Raw genomic sequence first — 16269 nt, forward strand, 5'->3', positions numbered from 1 at the left:
CCCTGCCTGTTAACGGCGGCGTTTGCCGAGCCACCGCTTACCCATCCCGCGTTAAAAAGCGCGATGTCGATCACAATGAGTCAAAACCGGGCCGCAGGGGCAAACCGTGAGCGGACGCGCGCTGGCATCACGACGACCCGCGGTGCGCTATTAATCTTTACTCTAAAGCTAATGATTGCGATACCGGCTTTATTGAAGCGGCATCGGCCGGGGAACATACTTTAACCAGACCAAGGCAAATCAAAATGATGAGCTGAATCAGGAGGTTAATAATGTTGTCTGGGCAAACGTCACCGCGGCTCTGGAATACGCGCCGCAGTGAAAAACAACGGCGCAAGGCGTCGATACCCGTCCCGGGCAAGGTGCTTCCCACGGAACATCTTGCCGCGATGTTGGAAAAGCTGATCGCTCCCGGCGATAAGGTGGTGCTGGAAGGCAATAACCAGAAGCAGGCTGATTTTCTCTCCCGCACGCTGGCGGAGGTCAATCCGCAAAAAGTGCATGACTTGCATATGATCATGCCGAGCGTCGGGCGCAGCGAACATCTGGATATCTTTGAAAAAGGCATCGCCCACAAGCTCGATTTTTCCTTCTCGGGCACGCAGAGTCTGCGCATTTCGCAACTGCTGGAGGATGGCGCGCTGGAAGTCGGCGCCATCCATACCTATATCGAACTCTATTCCCGCCTGTATGTCGACCTGATCCCCAATGTGGCGTTGGTGGCGGGGTATAAAGCCGATCGCAAAGGCAACCTGTACACCGGCCCCAGTACCGAAGACACGCCGGCGCTGGTTGAAGCCGCCGCGTTCCATGACGGTATCGTCATCGCTCAGGTCAATGAGCTGGTGGACGACGAAACGGATTTGCCGCGCGTCGATATTCCCGGTTCCTGGATTGATTATGTGGTGGTCGCCGACAAGCCGTTCTTTATCGAACCGCTGTTTACCCGCGACCCGCGCTTGATCAAACAAGAGCACATCCTGATGGCGATGATGGCTATCAAGGGCATTTACGCCGAGCATCAGGTGCAGTCGCTCAACCACGGCATCGGTTTCAACACCGCGGCGATTGAGCTGCTGCTGCCGACCTACGGCGAGCGTCTGGGGCTGAAAGGCAAAATCTGTAAGCACTGGACCCTCAATCCGCATCCCACCCTGATTCCGGCGATTGAAAGCGGCTGGGTCGACAGTGTCCACTGCTTTGGCGGCGAACTGGGGATGGAAGCCTATATCGCCGCCCGGCCGGACGTGTTCTTCACCGGCGCCGATGGCTCGATGCGCTCCAACCGCGCGTTTTGCCAGCTGGCGGGGCAGTACGCCGTGGACATGTTCATCGGTTCGACATTGCAGGTCGATGGGCTGGGCAACTCGTCCACCGTCACCAAAGGACGTCTTTCCGGATTCGGCGGCGCGCCCAACATGGGGCATGACCCGCACGGTCGCCGTCACGCCACGCCGGCATGGCTCGCCATGATTAACGAACCTGACCCGATGCAGCGCGGGCGCAAGCTGGTGGTGCAAATGGTGGAAACCTTCCAGGCCGGCGTCAAACCGACCTTTGTGGAAAAACTCGACGCGGTGGATGTGGCGAAAGCGGCCGGTATGCCGTTGGCGCCGGTGATGATTTATGGCGACGATGTCACCCATGTGCTGACGGAAGAAGGCATCGCCTATCTCTATCGCGCCGACAGTCTGGAGGAACGCCGGGCGATGGTGGCGGCGGTAGCCGGGATCACCGATATCGGGCTGGGGGTGGACGCGCAGCGCGTGGCGGAGTTCCGCCGCAACGGCAAGGTCGCCTACCCGGAAGATTTGGGGATCCGCCGTACCGAAGCGACCCGCTCGCTGCTGGCGGCCGGCAGCGTGGCCGATCTGGTGGAATGGTCGGGCGGCCTGTACAACCCGCCGGCGAAATTCCGGAGCTGGTAATGAAGCCGCAGCGACAGTCCGACGCGCAGGGGTATGCGCAATGGCTGGCCGAGGCCGCGACGCGCTGCCTGATTGAGGAAGCGCGGCTCAGCCCCAAGCCGGGGCTGGTCGATAGCCGCGGCAGCGGCGCGCATCAGGATTTAACGCTCGCGCTGATGGAGCGTTCCGCCCGCAGCCTGACCGACACATTCCATACGCTGGCGCTTCAGAGCTGGCAACGCCCGGTGGATGCCGCGTTGCGCCAGTTGGTCGGTCGGGTAGGGCGCGAAGGCGAACAGCGCATGATGCTGGCGACCGGCGGCGTCAACACGCACCGCGGCGCGATCTGGGCGCTGGGGCTGCTGGTCAGCGCGGCGGCGATGCTCGGCGGCGGCGGCGACTCGCAGGCTATCGCGGACACCGCGGCGCGTCTTGCCCGCCAGCCGGATAGCGCCGCGCCGACGGTCTTTAGCAAAGGGCGACGGGCGACGCAGCGTTATCAGGTCCCTGGCGCGCGCGAAGAGGCGCAGCAGGGGTTCCCGCACATTACCCGACTGGCGCTGCCGCAGTTGCTGCATAGCCGCCGGCAAGGCGCCGGTGAAGACGCGGCGCGTCTGGATGCGCTGATGAGCATTATGACCTCGCTGAGCGATACCTGCGTGTTGTCACGCGCCGGGCTGGACGGGCTGGAAACGATGCAGCGCGGCGCGCGGGCGGTATTGGCGGCCGGCGGCATATCTCGTCCCGCCGGGCGGCAGGCGCTGGCGCAACTGGATGCGCATATGCTGGCGCTGAACGCGTCGCCGGGCGGCGCGGCCGATCTGCTGGCCGCCACGCTATTGCTTGATGGTATCGCACAGCCATCTTTATACGATTAAGAGGGTGTTATGGAACACATTACATTGTCATTCCCGGCTACCCGCACGGCCAGCGGCAACGCGCTGGCGGGCGTGGTGGGGTCCGGTGATATGGAAGTGCTGTTGACGGCGAACGCCGGACAGACGCTCTCCATCGACATCACCACGTCGGTGGATAACAGTCGGGCGCGCTGGCAGGCGCTGTTCGACCGGTTAAGTTCGCTCGGCGGCCTGCCTGCCGGCGCCATGAAGATTCATGATTTCGGCGCCACGCCCGGTGTGGCGCGCATCCGTATCGAACAGGTTTTTGAAGGGGTGAATCATGCGTGACGATCGCAGTTTTATCGAACTCAAAGCGCGGGAGCGCGCCCGCGCGCTGCTGGATGAGGGCAGCTACCGCGAATTGCTCGACCCGTTTGACGGCATCGTCTCGCCGTGGCTGGGGCCGCAGGGCATCGTGGTGCAGTCCGACGACGGTATGGTGGTAGCGAAAGGCACGCTGCAGGGCAAACCGACGGTAGTGATCGCTATTGAGGGTGCGTTTCAGGGCGGCAGCATGGGCGAAGTCTCCGGCGCCAAAATGGCCGCCGCGCTGGAGCTGGCGGCGGACGATCAGCGCAAGGGTATTCCGACGCAGGCGATCTTGTGTCTGGAAACCGGCGGCGTCCGGTTGCAGGAGGCCAATCTGGGGCTGGCGGCGATCGCCGATATCCACGCCGCCATCGTCGACCTGCGCCGTTACACGCCGGTGATCGGCATCATCGCCGGTACGGTGGGGTGCTTTGGCGGCATGTCGATCGCCGCCGCGCTGTGCAGCCACCTGATCGTCACCCGCGAGGCGCGTCTTGGGCTCAACGGCCCGCAGGTAATTGAACAGGAAGCGGGGATTGCCGAGTACGACTCACGCGACCGTCCTTTTATCTGGAGCATGACCGGCGGGGAAATCCGTCGCCGCAGTGGCCTGGCCGACAGTCTGGTGGCCGATGGCGTTAACGCCGTCAAACAGGCGGTGGATAACGCGCTCGCCAGCGGCGTTCCGGCGCAACACCGGTCGGATAACTATGCGTGGTATCTGGCGCGACTGACCGACGCCGATACGCGGGTGCAGGCCGACACGCAACAGATCCAACAGCTTTTCGGGGAGGTAAACCCATGAGTCACGTAGCACATCGCGGCGCGTTATGGCTGGAAACGCTGGCGCACGGTAAACCGCGACTGGTCGGGCTATGCCCGTCGGTGCAGGCAGCTGACGGCGACATCGCCGGCGAACCGGTCCGTTTTATCGCCGTTGTTCCTGACGCGGATAACCACTACCCGCGCGCCGCGCAGGGCGAGGTGGGGCTGCTTGAAGGCTGGACGCTGGCGAAAGTGGTGCATGAGACTATCGCCGCGGACCGGCACAGCGATAACAAACGGCCGATTGTGGCGGTGATCGACGTGCCGAGTCAGGCGTATGGCCGCCGGGAGGAAGCGTTCGGCATCCATCAGGCGCTGGCGGCAGCGGCGGGCGCGTATGCGCAGGCTCGCCTCGCCGGGCATCCGGTCATCGGGCTGATCGTCGGCAAAGCGATGTCCGGCGCGTTTCTGGCCCACGGCTATCAGGCCAATCGGCTGATCGCCTTTAATGACCCCGCGGTGCAGATTCACGCGATGGGCAAGGCCTCCGCCGCGCGCATCACGCTCAGAAGCGTCGAGGAACTGGAGAAACTGGCGGCCACTATCCCGCCGATGGCGTATGACATCCGCAATTACGCCACGCTGGGGTTGCTGTCGGCGTTGCTGGATATCAGCAATCCGGATGCGCCGTCCGCCGGCGATTCGGCGCAGGTGATCGCCGCGTTGCAGCAGGCGATTGCCGACGCCCGTCGCGACCGCTCACTGAAAACGCGGCTGGGAGCGGACAACCGGCGCAGTTCGTCGCTGGTCCGCGAACGGATGTGGGCGCAGTGGTAAACCGCGTCTGCGGGTAAACCACGCGCCGGTGTAAGCGTCACCAGGGAACGTCACTCGGGGAGAAGCCTCGCACAGGTAATCAGCCCCACACAGGCGGTCAGCATCCTGGTTAACAAGGAGCGGCCGCCTGATATCGGTAAGCCAGTAAAGAGACCTGCCAGATAAAGGGTAATGGGCGTCATTGGATGCCCACGAACGCCCTTTGTCTGAAAAAACTATGCGGTGCTCCGCCACACGAATAATAGCGGGTGCCGCCTAACCATCGCGCTGGAACTCATGCTCTTTTATTACAGGTGAATACGATATGACTTATGTAATTGTTCATGCCCTCGCGCCGATTTTTATCATCATGTTGCTGGGGTTCTGGGCTGGCAAAGCCAAAATGGTGGATAACAAGAACGTTGCCCTGCTCAATATTTTCGTCATGGATTTTGCGCTGCCGGCGGCGTTGTTCAGCGCCACGGTGCAAACGCCCTGGTCCGGCATTGTCCAGCAGGCTCCGCTGATCGTGGTGCTGACGCTGGCGATGTGGGTAACCTATGCGGCCATTTATTTTCTGGCCGTAAAACTGTTTCATAAAACGCCGCAGGACGCAGCGGTGCTGACGCTCACCGTGGCGCTGCCCAACTATGCGGCGCTCGGCCTGCCGATTCTTGGCAGCGTGCTGGGCGACGGTTCGTCTACCTCACTGTCGGTGGCGGTGTCCATCGCCTGTGGTTCGGTGCTGATGACGCCGTTCTGTTTGCTGATCCTGGAACGCGAAAAAGCGCGGGCGTCAGGCGGCAGCCAGACCTCTACGCTGGCGATGCTGCCGGTGCTGATGTGGCGGTCGGTGAAAAAGCCGATTGTACTGGGGCCGCTGCTGGGCGTGGTGCTGTCCGCCATTGGTATTCGCATGCCGGAGCTGCTGCTGGCGGCGATCAAGCCGCTGGGGCTATCCGCCACGGCGACCGCATTGTTCCTGACCGGCGTTATTCTTTCGGCGCGCCAGTTGAAGCTTAACCGCGTGGTCACCACCGCGGTGCTGGCCAAGCTGCTGGTACAACCGGCGCTGGCGTGGGCGGTGGTGCTGATGTTGGGGCTGCACGGCGCGGTGGCGATCACCGCGATTCTGATGATTGCTCTGTCCGCCGGCTTTTTCGGCGTGGTTTTCGGTAACCGGTTTGGCGTGCAGTCGCCGGATGCGGAAGCGGTGCTGCTGTTAAGCTCGGTACTCTGTATCCTGTCGCTGCCGCTATTTATTACGTTGACATCAGGAATCTAAAGCATGGTAACGACACGTCCGCACGATCTGTTATGGCTGGCGTCCCGCGAGGCGCTGGAAGGTATCGACGCGCCCTGGGTGGACAGCCAATGGCGACCGGCTTTGCCGGTGGTGGTGCGGCGTGACGTTGACCCGGCCGGGCGTATTCCGGTCGGGGTGCGCGGCATGCGCCGGGACCAGCGCGCCGCCGGGTGGGTGGCGGCGGCGCATATTGTACGCGCGGCGACCCCGGAAATGCTGGGTGAGCTGCCCGCACTGCTGGCATCGCCGTTTGTGTCGCAACCGCCGGTGCAGGTCGCGATTCAACTGGCGCAGCAGCACTGGCCGTGGCAGTGGGGGGTAACCGGCAGTACGGGATACGCGCTGGCGACGCAGGTGCCGGTGCTGCATGCCGACAGCGACCTGGACCTGCTGATTCGCGCGCCTCGGGCGCCGGACCTGGAAGCCCTGCGGGACTGGCAACGGCAATTGTCGTCGGGGCTGTGTCGAGCCGACACGCAAGTGGAAACGCCCAACGGCGGTTTCGCGCTGGCTGAGTGGTTGAGAGACGGGCAAGCGCTGTTGAAAACCGAGCGCGGGCCGCGGCGGGTCAGCGACCCGTGGGCAATGGAGTGGTGAGATGAAGATTCTGTTTACCTTCCCCGGACAGGGGGCGCAGCATGCCGGTATGTTGCAGTCGCTGCCAGCCGACACCGGGGTGATGGATGAAGCGGCGGCGGTGCTGGGCGACGAGGTTCGCCAGTTGGATAGCCCGCAGGCGCTGCGCCATACCCGCGCGGTACAGCTGTGCCTGCTGATCACGGGCGTTGGCTGGGCCAGAGCGCTGATGGCGCGCGGCGTGATGCCGGATATGGTCAGCGGCCTGTCGATTGGCGCGTTTCCGGCGGCGGTGATCGCCGGTGTGCTGCGTTTTGACGATGCGTTACGGCTGGTGGCGCTGCGCGGCGACCTGATGGAGCAAGCCTATCCGCAAGGGTATGGGCTCACCGCCATCATGGGGTTGAGCCAGTCGGAGGTGGAAGCGTTGCTGGTTGACAGCGGCGCGTATCTCGCCAACCTGAACGCCGAGCGGCAAATCGTGATTGCGGGCAGCGACGAGAACATGGCGCAGGTGGCGGAACGGGCGCTGCAACGCGGCGCCAGCCGGGCGCAACGTCTGCGGGTCAGCGTACCGTCGCACTGTGCGTTGCTGGATGCGCCTGCCAGACAGCTGGCGGCGGCGTTTGCTTCGCTCCAGCTGTCGCCGCCGCAATGCGGCTACCTGAGCGGCAGTTCCGCCCGGGCAATCTGGCAGCCGGAACGCATCGCGGACGACCTGGCGCTAAACATGGCGCGCACCGTGCGCTGGCATGAGGCGATGATTGCGGCTGAAGAGCGCGATGTGCGGCTGGCGATTGAGATGCCGCCGGGCGGCGTGTTGACCTGTCTGGCAAAGCAGGCGTTTAGCCGTGGCGAGGCGTTTTCTCTGGAGCGCAGCGGCATCGATGTGGTGGTCCACCGCGCCGGCCAGCTTAGGGCGCAGGGGTAGCGTTCAGGCCGCGGGCGTACATGCGGCCTTCCGCCACCAGCGCCAGCAGATTCGGGTCATGCTCGCGGTTGCGGGCGAACACGATGGCGATGAGCTGGCGCATTTGGTAGGGCGGCGCCAGTTTCAGCAACTGTACATCGTTTTCGTACACTTTTTTCATCCGCTCGGGGATGAGGGTAAAGCCGACGCCGGCCTGCACCAGACTCAGCATGGAGAAAATGTCGTCCACCCGCGTGACGATCTCCGGCTCGAACCCGGCGATATGAAACGCTTCCTGAAAACCGGCATAGGTGGCGAACCCTTCGGACAGCGAAACGAACCGCTGGTGATGGAAATCACGCAGGTCGGCCGGCTGACGAGTATCCAGCTTCGCAGCGGCCGGCGCCGCCAGACAGATGTCATCCTCAAACAGCGGCAGGAATTCCAACTGGTTACGGTCGATGTTGCTGTCGGAGAGCGAGATAAGAATCGCGTCCAACTGTTGATCATCCAGCATGGCGAGCAGGCGCTGATTCGACCCCATGGTTAAATCCAGCTCCAGATCCGGGCGGCGTAGCTTGACGCCCATAATCAGGCGCGGCACCGTTTCCAGCGTCAGCGAATACAGCGTCCCGATGCGCAAGCGCCCCTGACCAACCCCCGCGGTCTTGCGGGTTTCCTCCAGCCCCCGTTCCATCAGCAACATCGCTTCCTGACTGTACTCCAGCAGCGTATGCGCCGCCGGCAGCGCCACCAGATTGCGCCCTTTATGGATAAACAACGGGCAGCGTACCCCTTCTTCCAGCGTATGCAGCGCTCGATGCACGCTGACGCCGCTGAGCCCGAGGAGTTCAGCGGTGCGGGTGATGGTGCCGCTCTCCATGAACGTCTTGAAAATCTCAAGCTTGCGGAACGTGATGTCGCCGTCTTTTAACATATCGGACTCATTGCGTGATAGCGCGCGGATGTAAATCGGGTAACGGGTAGGGAATTGTACCTGCAATGCGTGGTAAAAGGGGAGTTAGGTTGCATCCTGCAATTAATTCAGTATGACTATCGTGCATAACTGGCTGAGTGTCGGATTGTGGCTGCCGTGTTCAAACCTATTTTACTTAACCTGCCGGATCCCGATATCTGGACGGGTGTTACGGTGGTTTCATCACCTGGTGGGTGTTGCTGTGAAATTTACAAGAAAATGAAAATACTGAAATGTGATCGTTAAATGTAAATATAAGGATTAAGCTTTCAACATAATACCCCCCTAGTGGAACACGAAATAATGGGGGGTAAATGTATGATCTTCAGTTAATGCTAGTCGGTGTGTTTGTCGAAAAGATTAAATGTTCTGAAAACTCCACCGGTATTTTTGTCGCGAAGAATAACTTTTGAATCAGCGTAAAATCCGATATCGATTATTTCAGATGAAACTATCGCATTACTTATGTTTGAACTTCTCATGATCTGAGTGATGGGAAGTCCCCAAAAATGATGGTCTTTATAGGTGGGGTTATAATTAACCGCACTGATTCCAGAAAGAGACGCCTGATAATCTACCTGAACTTTCATCGATCCTCTGGATGCGACCAGCTCTGCCGTAACGGCCTGGCCTGGCTGTAGAGTAACCTGCAAGCCGGATTCAGTTCCTAACGTTATAGTCGTAGATTGTTCACCGCCAATTCCCCACGACTGTTCATACGATATAGATGACTCGCCCCCGCCACCTGTTCCCAGAAAGGATATGCCATACTTAACTTTCTGACCTACAGTTAGCTTTCCTCCAGTATTCCAGCTGGATTTTACTGTGTTCTGAACACTTTGTGAGATTTTTACATTATAAACAGCAGGAACAGAACTGTTATTAACAAAATCCTGTTCCATAACAATGACCGGTGTTGAGTTTTGGCTTATGACCCTTGTGCTTACCGGCTGTAAGGTTCTCATAACCTGCTGCCAATTGTAGGTCTTATATAAATCCCCCCAGGGCGTAGGACTAGAAAGGTATGCGTCATTTGGTTTTTTGCCAAAATAAACTTCAACTGCCCTCTTTAACTGTTGATCGTTTAGCTGAAAAGTACCTCTTTCTTCATTGCTGATAACGGAAATATCATTTCCTGTAGCCGTGGCTATCGTTTGATGGTTGTCTGATGATGCAGTGATATCAACTTTTATTGACATGATAACGTTCCTTAATTTATGGGTTGTGAGTTTTCATCAACATGCATAATTAGGTTGTTTTCTTTTTTGTTGCGGATATTGATAGTGCTAATGCTATTACGCCGCGAATGTGTTAGTTGTCAGTCTACAAGTTGGATTGTTTAATTCTTTTACATCAAATCTAATATTTATCAGCATAGGTGTGTTTTTTTATAACGACAAATTTAAATTTATTATTTTTTTGTTAGTCAGGAAAGAGTGTTAAGGCGTTAATTAAGTCGTTGCCATAATTTCAAGGAAAATAATTTATTTTCGTCAATGTAAAAATATCTCAGCAGGGCTGATATCGGGTGAGAAATTCTCTATTGAAGAAGGATTGTCGATGTCAATTTCTACGACTGTAGAACAACGTGACGTGATGTCCGTTGCTGCCGGAGCCTCGCTTGGCAGGCCCCAGCGAACCGTATCCGGTCAGTGTTGCGGTTTTCGCATTTTCGCGGTGCACTGCGCGATGATAAAAATCAGCGACTGAATCAGCACGATGCACGGCCCGGTCGCGCCATCAAGGAAATAGCTGAGCCAGGTGCCGAAAACCGACGAGAAGGTGGCGCTGGTTACCGCCACCAGCATCATGGCGCTGAACCGTTTGCACAGCACAAACCCGGTAATGCCGGGGGTGATCAACATGGCGATCACCAGAATCACGCCGACGGCCTGCAGCGCGGCGACGATGGTCAGCGACAGCAGGGTCAACAGGCCATAGTGCAGCAGTTTTACCGGCAGGCCGCAGACCTGCGCCTGCGTGGCGTCAAAGCAGTACAGCACCAGGTCGCGCCATTTAATCAGGACTACCGCCAGCACCAACAGGCTGATGGTCAGCGTTTGCTGCAGTTCGTAGCGGGTGATCCCCAGCACGTTGCCGAACAGGATATGGCTCAGGTGCTGCTCGGTATTGACGCGTGAAAACAGCACCAGACCGAGGGCGAACATGCCGGAAAACAAAATCCCCATCACCGTGTCTTCTTTGATGCGGCAACGCTCCTTCACATAGCCGGTAGCCAGCGCGCAAAACAAACCGGAGGCGAACGCGCCGATCGCCAACGGAATGCCCGCCAGCCAGGCCAGCACCACGCCGGGCAGCACGGCGTGGGAAACGGCGTCCCCCATCAGCGACCAGCCTTTGAGCACCATAAAGCAGGAGAGTACCGCGCACACCATGCCGACCACGCCCGCCGCCAGCATGGCTTTGACCATGAACGGAAAGGCAAAGGGTTCGGCTAACAAGGTCAACCATTCCATATTATTTCCTCATCGCCAGACGGCGTTGACGACGGGCGGCCAGCAACCCGTGGCGGGGCGCGAAGACAAACGCCAGCAGAAACATCAGCGTTTGCAGTGAAACGATGATGCCGCCGGTGGCGCCGTTCAGGAAGAAACTCAGCCAGGCGCCCACGCCGCTGGTGACGGTGCCGAGCGCAATGGCGATCTGCACCAGCCGCGGGAAGCGGTCGGTCAGCAGCCAGGCGGTGGCGCCGGGCGTAATCACCATCGCGATCACCAAAATGGCGCCCACCGTTTGCAGTGCGGCGACGGTGCAGGCGCTCAACAGGGTGAAGAAGATGATTTTCAGCCGCAGCGGCGACAGGCCGATGGTTCTGGCGTGGATTTCGTCAAAAAAGGTGACGAACAGATCTTTCCAGATAAAACACAGCACGATGAGTGAAATACCGATAATCAGCGCCACCTGCAAAATGTCTTCATCGGCAATGCCCAGAATATTGCCGAAGATGATCGACTGCACGTTCACCGCGGTCGGGTTCAGCGAAATGATCAACAGCCCGGCGGCAAAAAACGTGGAGAAGATAAACCCGATCACCGCATCTTCCCGGATACGGGTCAGATGCCGGATGAAGGTCATAGCGAGTGCCGCTAGGATGCCGGCGAAAAACGCGCCGGCGGCGTAGGGCAGCCCCAGCGCATAAGCGCCGGCCACGCCCGGCACCACCGAATGCGACAGCGCGTCGCCCATCAGCGACCAGCCTTTTAGCATCAGGTAGGCGGACAAAAAGGCGCAGGTGCCGCCGACGAGGCTGCTTATCAGGATGGCTTTGACCATGTATTCATACTGGAAGGGCGCCAGCAACGCATCAATCATGGCGTTTATCCTCATCATCCGCGGATGAGCGATGGGGCGGCGTCAGGCTGCCCTTGCCGTAAAAGACCGCGGGGCGTTCATCGTCCGTCAGCACCGTCAGCTCGCGGGCATCGGCGTCCTGATGCAGCTGTTGCCCCGACAGGCGCAGGTAACGCAGCACGCCGCCGAAGGTTTTCTCCAGATTGGGGTGCGTGAAGGTGCTCTCCGTCGGGCCGACCGCCAGTACGGTGCGGTTGATCAGCACCACCTGATCGCAAAACTCGGGCACGCTGCCGAGGTTATGGGTGGACACCAGAATCAGGTGGCCCTCTTCGCGCAGCGTTTTCAGCAATTTGATAATCGCGTTTTCCGTCTGCACATCAACGCCGGTGAACGGTTCGTCCAGCAGGATGATTTGCGCCTGCTGCGCCAGCGCGCGCGCCAGAAACACCCGCTTCTTTTGCCCGCCGGACAGCTCGCCAATCTGGCGCTGGTGCAGTTCCGCCATGCCGACGCGCTCCAGCGCCAGCGCCACCTGCTTTTTGTCTTCCGCTGACGGAATGCGAAACATCGACATCTTGCCGTAGCGCCCCATCATCACCACATCTTCAACCAGCACCGGGAAGTTCCAGTCCACCTCCTCGGTCTGGGGCACATAGGCGATGAGATTGCTTTTAAGCGCCTGCCTGACGGGCAACCCGTTGAGCGACACGCTGCCGGTGGTGGGGCGGACGATGCCCATAATGCTTTTGAACAGCGTTGACTTTCCGCTGCCGTTTACCCCCACCAGCGCGCAGATGGTGCCGCCGTGGAGCTGAAAACTGGCGTTATGGATGGCGGTATGGCCATTGTTGTAGGTGACCGTGATGTCCTGCACGGTCAGCTGTGCGTCTTCTGCGTGCCGGGTCATTGGTTAAAACCTTTTGCAATGGTGTCTACGGTGGTTTTCAACAGCGAAATGTAGTCGGGCACCGGGCCGTCTTTGGTCGACAGTGAATCCACATAGAGCACGCCGCCATAGCGCGCGCCGGTTTCTTTGCTGATCTGACGCGCCGGTTTGTCCGATACCGTGCTTTCACTGAATACGACCGGGATCTGATGCTGGCGCACTTCATCAATAACATGGCGAACCTGTTGCGGCGTGCCCTGTTCGTCGGCGTTGATCGGCCACAGATACAGTTCTTTCAGGCCGTAGTCGCGCGCCAGATAGCTGAACGCGCCTTCGCTGGTCACCAGCCAGCGGTGTTCGGCCGGAATATTGTTCAGCCGAGCCCGCAGCGGTTGATCCAGCGCCATGATTTGCGCGGCGTAATTTTTGGCGTTGCGGTTATAGGTTTCCGTATTATCCGGATCGTATTTCACCAGCGCCGCCCGGATATTTTCAATGTAAATCAATGCATTGTTCGGCGACATCCAGGCGTGGGGATTCGGGTTGCCGTTGTAGGGACCTTCGCTGATCGCGATAGGGGCGACGCCTTCGCTGACGACCACGGACGGCACGCCCTGAATGTTTTCAAAGAACCGACCGAACCAGCGCTCCAGGTTCAGGCCATTCCACAGAATCAGGTTTGCCGACTGCGTTTTGGCGATATCCCGCGGCGTGGGCTGGTAGTCGTGGATTTCCGCGCCCGGTTTGGTGATCGATTCGACGGTAGCGGCATCGCCGGCAACATGTTGGGCGATGTCCTGAATGATGGTAAATGTGGTGACCACCTTGAGTTTTGCCGTCGCCGGTAGCGAAAAACCGAACAGCAGCGCCAGCAGAGCCGCTGATAGCGCAGCAGCAGAAAAGGGAAACGGGAAGGATAACCACGTCTTGCGCATCTGAAAGGCCGTAAACATAACACTCTCCCAACAATGATAATGATAACCATTTTCATTTAAAACCAGCGCTATGTTAACAGACTACATTTAACACCTCAATAACACCACGAAGTAAATTGTTTTGGGTGTAAATGGTTGTAGTTTCATGCGCTTTCTGCGCGGGGGGAGTGGTTGTGCGCGATAAATACGACGATCAGTCCGCGCTGGACGAGTAAAACCAGTGCGGTTATAAACGATGGCGGATATAAAATGCCGACAGGCCATCTGGCAACGAATATCATCTCGCTCCCGATGGCCGTCGTATTGCTTATTTCAGGTTGTTGCTGAAGAAATCGGAAATCTTATCAAACGGAATTTTATCCAGACGATCGTAGAGATCGACGTGGTTGGCATCCTTGATAATCATGAGTTCCTTCGGTTGCGCTGCCGCCTGATAGATATCTTCACTGAAATAACGCGAATGCGCATTCTCACCAGCGATGAGCAGGATCGGGCGCGGCGATATTTCGTTGACATAGGTCAGCAGCGGCATATTCATGAACGATAGCGGCGTGGTGGCCGTCCAGGCGCCATTGGAGTTCGGCGAGTTCTTGTGATAGCCGCGCGGTGTGCGGTAATACTCGAAAAACTCCTTGATGATCGGATTGGGGTTGCTGTCCAGTTTCTCCGGCAAAATGCGGGGACCGGCGGCGGGCGTGCCTTTCTGGGCGTCAACCCAGCGTTGCTGGCTCATTTGCTCCAGCATTTCGGTGCGCTGCGCGTTGGTCAGGCTATCGTTCAGGCCTTTCGCCATGGTGCGGGACATGTCATACATGCTGGTGGTGACAACGGCTTTGATGCGTTTGTCCACCGCGGCGGCGTTTAGCCCCATGCCGCCGAAACCGCATATACCGATAATGCCGATACGGTTGCGATCAACAAAGGGCTGCAAACCGAGAAAGTCGACCGCGGCGCTGAAATCTTCGGTATTGATATCCGGTGAAGCCACATTGCGAGGCTCTCCGCCGCTTTCGCCGGTATAAGACGGGTCGAAGGCCAGCGTAACATAGCCGCGCTCGGCCATGGTTTGCGCATACAGACCGGAAGACTGCTCTTTTACCGCGCCAAAGGGACCGCTGATCGCAAGCGCTGCCAGTCGCTGGTTGCCACGGTTTTTTGGCAAATACAGATCGGCGGCCAGGGTAATGCCGTAGCGGTTTTTGAAAGTGACTTTCCGCTGGTCGACTTTATCGCTTTTCGGAAACGTTTTATCCCATTCCTGAGTCAGTTGCAGGGCATCGCCATTGGCTGACGCGGAAGGGGACTGCGCCAGCACCGGCTGGACGCTGGTCAATACTGTCGCTACGCAAATAGCGATAGCGTTTTGAATGAACGTATTGCGGGAAAGCAGGCTGTTCATGCGGATTATCTCTCGAATGATTACGGGATACCGCCTGATAAGGGACACTGACCTTATCAGGGGGATGTCACAACTAAACGGCTACAACGCATTCTTCAGAATGGCGGTCACCACGTCCGGGGAATAGGTGTCGGCAATACCAAAGACACGGACGTTGCTCTGTACGTTTTCAACGATGCCCGGCAAAGCGGTTTCCCGGATACCCAGCTGTGGCAGACGCGTAGGAGTACCGATGGTGTTGAACCAGCCTTCCAGTGCGGCGATGCCTTGCTCGCCGGTATCGACGCCAAATACGTTGCGGGCAAATCGTTCGAACTGCGCCGGGTTGCGGTCGATGTACCATTTCATCCAGGCCGGGACCACCACCGACAGGCCGGCGCCATGCGGTACGTTGAACAGCGCGGAAAGCGAGTGTTCGATGGCGTGGTTGGGATAGCTAAAGCCCGCTGCGCCGGAAAAGGTCAGGCCATTCAGCGCCAAGGTCGCGGCCCACGCGAACTGTGCACGGGCGTTATAGTCTGTCGCATCAGCAAGCAACGCCTCGGTTGTCTCAATGACCGTGTTGATCAGGGATTCAACCAGCCGTGATTGCAGCTTGGGATGCACCGTCGCGGTGAAATAAACCTCGATCAAATGAGCGATGACATCCGAAGCGGAATACACCAGATAGTCACGAGGTACGTCCTGCATCAGCGCCGGGTTGACGATGGATACCTTGGGGAACAGCGCGGGCGACGAGATAAAGAACTTCTCTTTGGTTTCGTCATTGGTGACCACCGCGCCCGGGTTCATTTCGCTGCCGGTCGCGGCCAGCGTCAGAATGGCGAACAGCGGCAGCGCCGACTCGACGGGGGCTTTGCCGGTAAACAAGTCCCAGACATCGCCGTCGTAGCGGACGCCGGCCGCGATCGCCTTGACGCTGTCGAGCACCGATCCGCCGCCGACGCTCAGAATGGCGTCGACCTGATGCGCTTTTGCCAGGTCAATCCCTTCCCGCACCTTCGAGATAACCGGGTTACTGACGATACCGCCGCATTCGATCAGTTCGATGCCTTGCCCGGAGAGACTCTGGCTGACGGTGTTGAAAAGACCGTTGCGTTTGATGCGCTCACTGCCGTAGCAGAGCAGCACTTTTTTAATGCCATGATCGGCCAGATGCTGACCGATCTGTTGTTCCTTGCCGACGCCGAATTCGATTTGGGTCGGGTTAAAGAAAGTGAAGTTTTCCATATTTACATCCTTTGAATCTGTCTGGTTGCTCATTTTGTCG

Annotated in this window: 16 protein-coding genes; 8 read left to right on the top strand and 8 right to left on the bottom strand. The window is 58.6% G+C overall.

Annotated features, from left to right (window positions below; genetic code table 11):
* Positions 1 to 272: 272 nt before the first annotated feature.
* The 8 genes from mdcA to mdcH all read left to right on the top strand — a co-directional run bounded on the left by mdcA (position 273) and on the right by mdcH (position 7509).
* On the top strand, positions 273 to 1928 hold the full coding sequence (gene mdcA, locus DXXMK7_RS08060) for a malonate decarboxylase subunit alpha (protein ID WP_038918631.1): 1656 nt from the start codon (positions 273 to 275) through the stop codon (positions 1926 to 1928).
* Positions 1928 to 2785: a triphosphoribosyl-dephospho-CoA synthase gene (locus DXXMK7_RS08065; protein ID WP_038918632.1), complete on the top strand. Its 858-nt coding sequence runs from the start codon at positions 1928 to 1930 to the stop codon at positions 2783 to 2785. Before mdcA ends, DXXMK7_RS08065 begins: the two co-directional genes overlap by 1 nt.
* Positions 2786 to 2794: 9 nt before the next feature.
* A complete protein-coding gene (mdcC, locus tag DXXMK7_RS08070; RefSeq protein WP_038918634.1) occupies positions 2795 to 3094 on the top strand; it encodes a malonate decarboxylase acyl carrier protein in 300 nt (99 codons plus the stop codon).
* Positions 3087 to 3920, top strand: coding sequence for a biotin-independent malonate decarboxylase subunit beta (locus DXXMK7_RS08075; protein WP_038918635.1), 834 nt, complete (start codon positions 3087 to 3089; stop codon positions 3918 to 3920). Before mdcC ends, DXXMK7_RS08075 begins: the two co-directional genes overlap by 8 nt.
* Positions 3917 to 4717 carry a biotin-independent malonate decarboxylase subunit gamma gene (mdcE, locus tag DXXMK7_RS08080; RefSeq protein WP_038918636.1) on the top strand — a complete coding sequence of 267 codons (801 nt, stop codon included), beginning with the start codon at positions 3917 to 3919 and terminating at the stop codon, positions 4715 to 4717. Before DXXMK7_RS08075 ends, mdcE begins: the two co-directional genes overlap by 4 nt.
* 304 nt (positions 4718 to 5021) lie before the next feature.
* Positions 5022 to 5981, top strand: coding sequence for an AEC family transporter (locus tag DXXMK7_RS08085; RefSeq protein ID WP_038918637.1), 960 nt, complete (start codon positions 5022 to 5024; stop codon positions 5979 to 5981).
* A 3-nt stretch (positions 5982 to 5984) separates the two neighbouring features.
* Positions 5985 to 6599 carry a malonate decarboxylase holo-ACP synthase gene (locus DXXMK7_RS08090; protein ID WP_038918638.1) on the top strand — a complete coding sequence of 205 codons (615 nt, stop codon included), beginning with the start codon at positions 5985 to 5987 and terminating at the stop codon, positions 6597 to 6599.
* Between the two features lies 1 nt (position 6600).
* Positions 6601 to 7509 (top strand): malonate decarboxylase subunit epsilon, encoded by a 909-nt coding sequence (mdcH, locus tag DXXMK7_RS08095; RefSeq protein WP_038918639.1) that lies wholly within the window; start codon positions 6601 to 6603, stop codon positions 7507 to 7509.
* Here the strand turns inward: mdcH and DXXMK7_RS08100 are convergent.
* The 8 genes from DXXMK7_RS08100 to DXXMK7_RS08135 all read right to left on the bottom strand — a co-directional run bounded on the left by DXXMK7_RS08100 (position 7493) and on the right by DXXMK7_RS08135 (position 16229).
* Positions 7493 to 8425: a LysR substrate-binding domain-containing protein gene (locus tag DXXMK7_RS08100; protein WP_038920912.1), complete on the bottom strand. Its 933-nt coding sequence runs from the start codon at positions 8423 to 8425 to the stop codon at positions 7493 to 7495. The genes mdcH and DXXMK7_RS08100 overlap by 17 nt on opposite strands.
* A gap of 374 nt (positions 8426 to 8799) precedes the next feature.
* Positions 8800 to 9663 (bottom strand): ETX/MTX2 family pore-forming toxin, encoded by an 864-nt coding sequence (locus DXXMK7_RS08105; protein ID WP_038918640.1) that lies wholly within the window; start codon positions 9661 to 9663, stop codon positions 8800 to 8802.
* A gap of 450 nt (positions 9664 to 10113) precedes the next feature.
* Positions 10114 to 10941 carry a metal ABC transporter permease gene (locus DXXMK7_RS08110; RefSeq protein ID WP_038918642.1) on the bottom strand — a complete coding sequence of 276 codons (828 nt, stop codon included), beginning with the start codon at positions 10939 to 10941 and terminating at the stop codon, positions 10114 to 10116.
* Position 10942: 1 nt separating this feature from the next.
* Positions 10943 to 11797, bottom strand: a complete 855-nt coding sequence (locus DXXMK7_RS08115) for a metal ABC transporter permease (protein ID WP_038918643.1) — start codon at positions 11795 to 11797, stop codon at positions 10943 to 10945.
* Entirely contained in the window at positions 11790 to 12686 is an 897-nt protein-coding gene (locus tag DXXMK7_RS08120) for a manganese/iron ABC transporter ATP-binding protein (RefSeq protein ID WP_038918644.1), read from the bottom strand. The genes DXXMK7_RS08115 and DXXMK7_RS08120 overlap by 8 nt, the downstream gene beginning before the upstream one ends.
* On the bottom strand, positions 12683 to 13618 hold the full coding sequence (locus tag DXXMK7_RS08125) for a metal ABC transporter solute-binding protein, Zn/Mn family (RefSeq protein ID WP_038918645.1): 936 nt from the start codon (positions 13616 to 13618) through the stop codon (positions 12683 to 12685). Before DXXMK7_RS08125 ends, DXXMK7_RS08120 begins: the two co-directional genes overlap by 4 nt.
* Before the next feature lie 289 nt (positions 13619 to 13907).
* Positions 13908 to 14999, bottom strand: a complete 1092-nt coding sequence (locus tag DXXMK7_RS08130; RefSeq protein WP_038918646.1) for an alpha/beta hydrolase — start codon at positions 14997 to 14999, stop codon at positions 13908 to 13910.
* Between the two features lie 81 nt (positions 15000 to 15080).
* Positions 15081 to 16229: an iron-containing alcohol dehydrogenase gene (locus tag DXXMK7_RS08135; RefSeq protein WP_038918647.1), complete on the bottom strand. Its 1149-nt coding sequence runs from the start codon at positions 16227 to 16229 to the stop codon at positions 15081 to 15083.
* Between the last annotated feature and the right edge of the window lie 40 nt (positions 16230 to 16269).

The sequence above is a fragment of the Dickeya sp. MK7 genome, from assembly GCF_000406305.1.
In the GTDB taxonomy this organism is placed as follows: Bacteria; Pseudomonadota; Gammaproteobacteria; order Enterobacterales; family Enterobacteriaceae; genus Dickeya; species Dickeya fangzhongdai.

Excerpts from the sequence above, each read along its gene's own strand:
- mdcA (WP_038918631.1), top strand. The coding sequence starts at position 273 with ATGTTGTCTGGGCAAACGTCACCGCGGCTCTGGAATACGCGCCGCAGT.
- DXXMK7_RS08065 (WP_038918632.1), top strand. The coding sequence starts at position 1,928 with ATGAAGCCGCAGCGACAGTCCGACGCGCAGGGGTATGCGCAATGGCTG.
- mdcC (WP_038918634.1), top strand. The coding sequence starts at position 2,795 with ATGGAACACATTACATTGTCATTCCCGGCTACCCGCACGGCCAGCGGC.
- DXXMK7_RS08075 (WP_038918635.1), top strand. The coding sequence starts at position 3,087 with ATGCGTGACGATCGCAGTTTTATCGAACTCAAAGCGCGGGAGCGCGCC.
- mdcE (WP_038918636.1), top strand. The coding sequence starts at position 3,917 with ATGAGTCACGTAGCACATCGCGGCGCGTTATGGCTGGAAACGCTGGCG.
- DXXMK7_RS08085 (WP_038918637.1), top strand. The coding sequence starts at position 5,022 with ATGACTTATGTAATTGTTCATGCCCTCGCGCCGATTTTTATCATCATG.
- DXXMK7_RS08090 (WP_038918638.1), top strand. The coding sequence starts at position 5,985 with ATGGTAACGACACGTCCGCACGATCTGTTATGGCTGGCGTCCCGCGAG.
- mdcH (WP_038918639.1), top strand. The coding sequence starts at position 6,601 with ATGAAGATTCTGTTTACCTTCCCCGGACAGGGGGCGCAGCATGCCGGT.
- DXXMK7_RS08100 (WP_038920912.1), bottom strand. The coding sequence starts at position 8,425 with ATGTTAAAAGACGGCGACATCACGTTCCGCAAGCTTGAGATTTTCAAG.
- DXXMK7_RS08105 (WP_038918640.1), bottom strand. The coding sequence starts at position 9,663 with ATGTCAATAAAAGTTGATATCACTGCATCATCAGACAACCATCAAACG.
- DXXMK7_RS08110 (WP_038918642.1), bottom strand. The coding sequence starts at position 10,941 with ATGGAATGGTTGACCTTGTTAGCCGAACCCTTTGCCTTTCCGTTCATG.
- DXXMK7_RS08115 (WP_038918643.1), bottom strand. The coding sequence starts at position 11,797 with ATGATTGATGCGTTGCTGGCGCCCTTCCAGTATGAATACATGGTCAAA.
- DXXMK7_RS08120 (WP_038918644.1), bottom strand. The coding sequence starts at position 12,686 with ATGACCCGGCACGCAGAAGACGCACAGCTGACCGTGCAGGACATCACG.
- DXXMK7_RS08125 (WP_038918645.1), bottom strand. The coding sequence starts at position 13,618 with ATGTTTACGGCCTTTCAGATGCGCAAGACGTGGTTATCCTTCCCGTTT.
- DXXMK7_RS08130 (WP_038918646.1), bottom strand. The coding sequence starts at position 14,999 with ATGAACAGCCTGCTTTCCCGCAATACGTTCATTCAAAACGCTATCGCT.
- DXXMK7_RS08135 (WP_038918647.1), bottom strand. The coding sequence starts at position 16,229 with ATGGAAAACTTCACTTTCTTTAACCCGACCCAAATCGAATTCGGCGTC.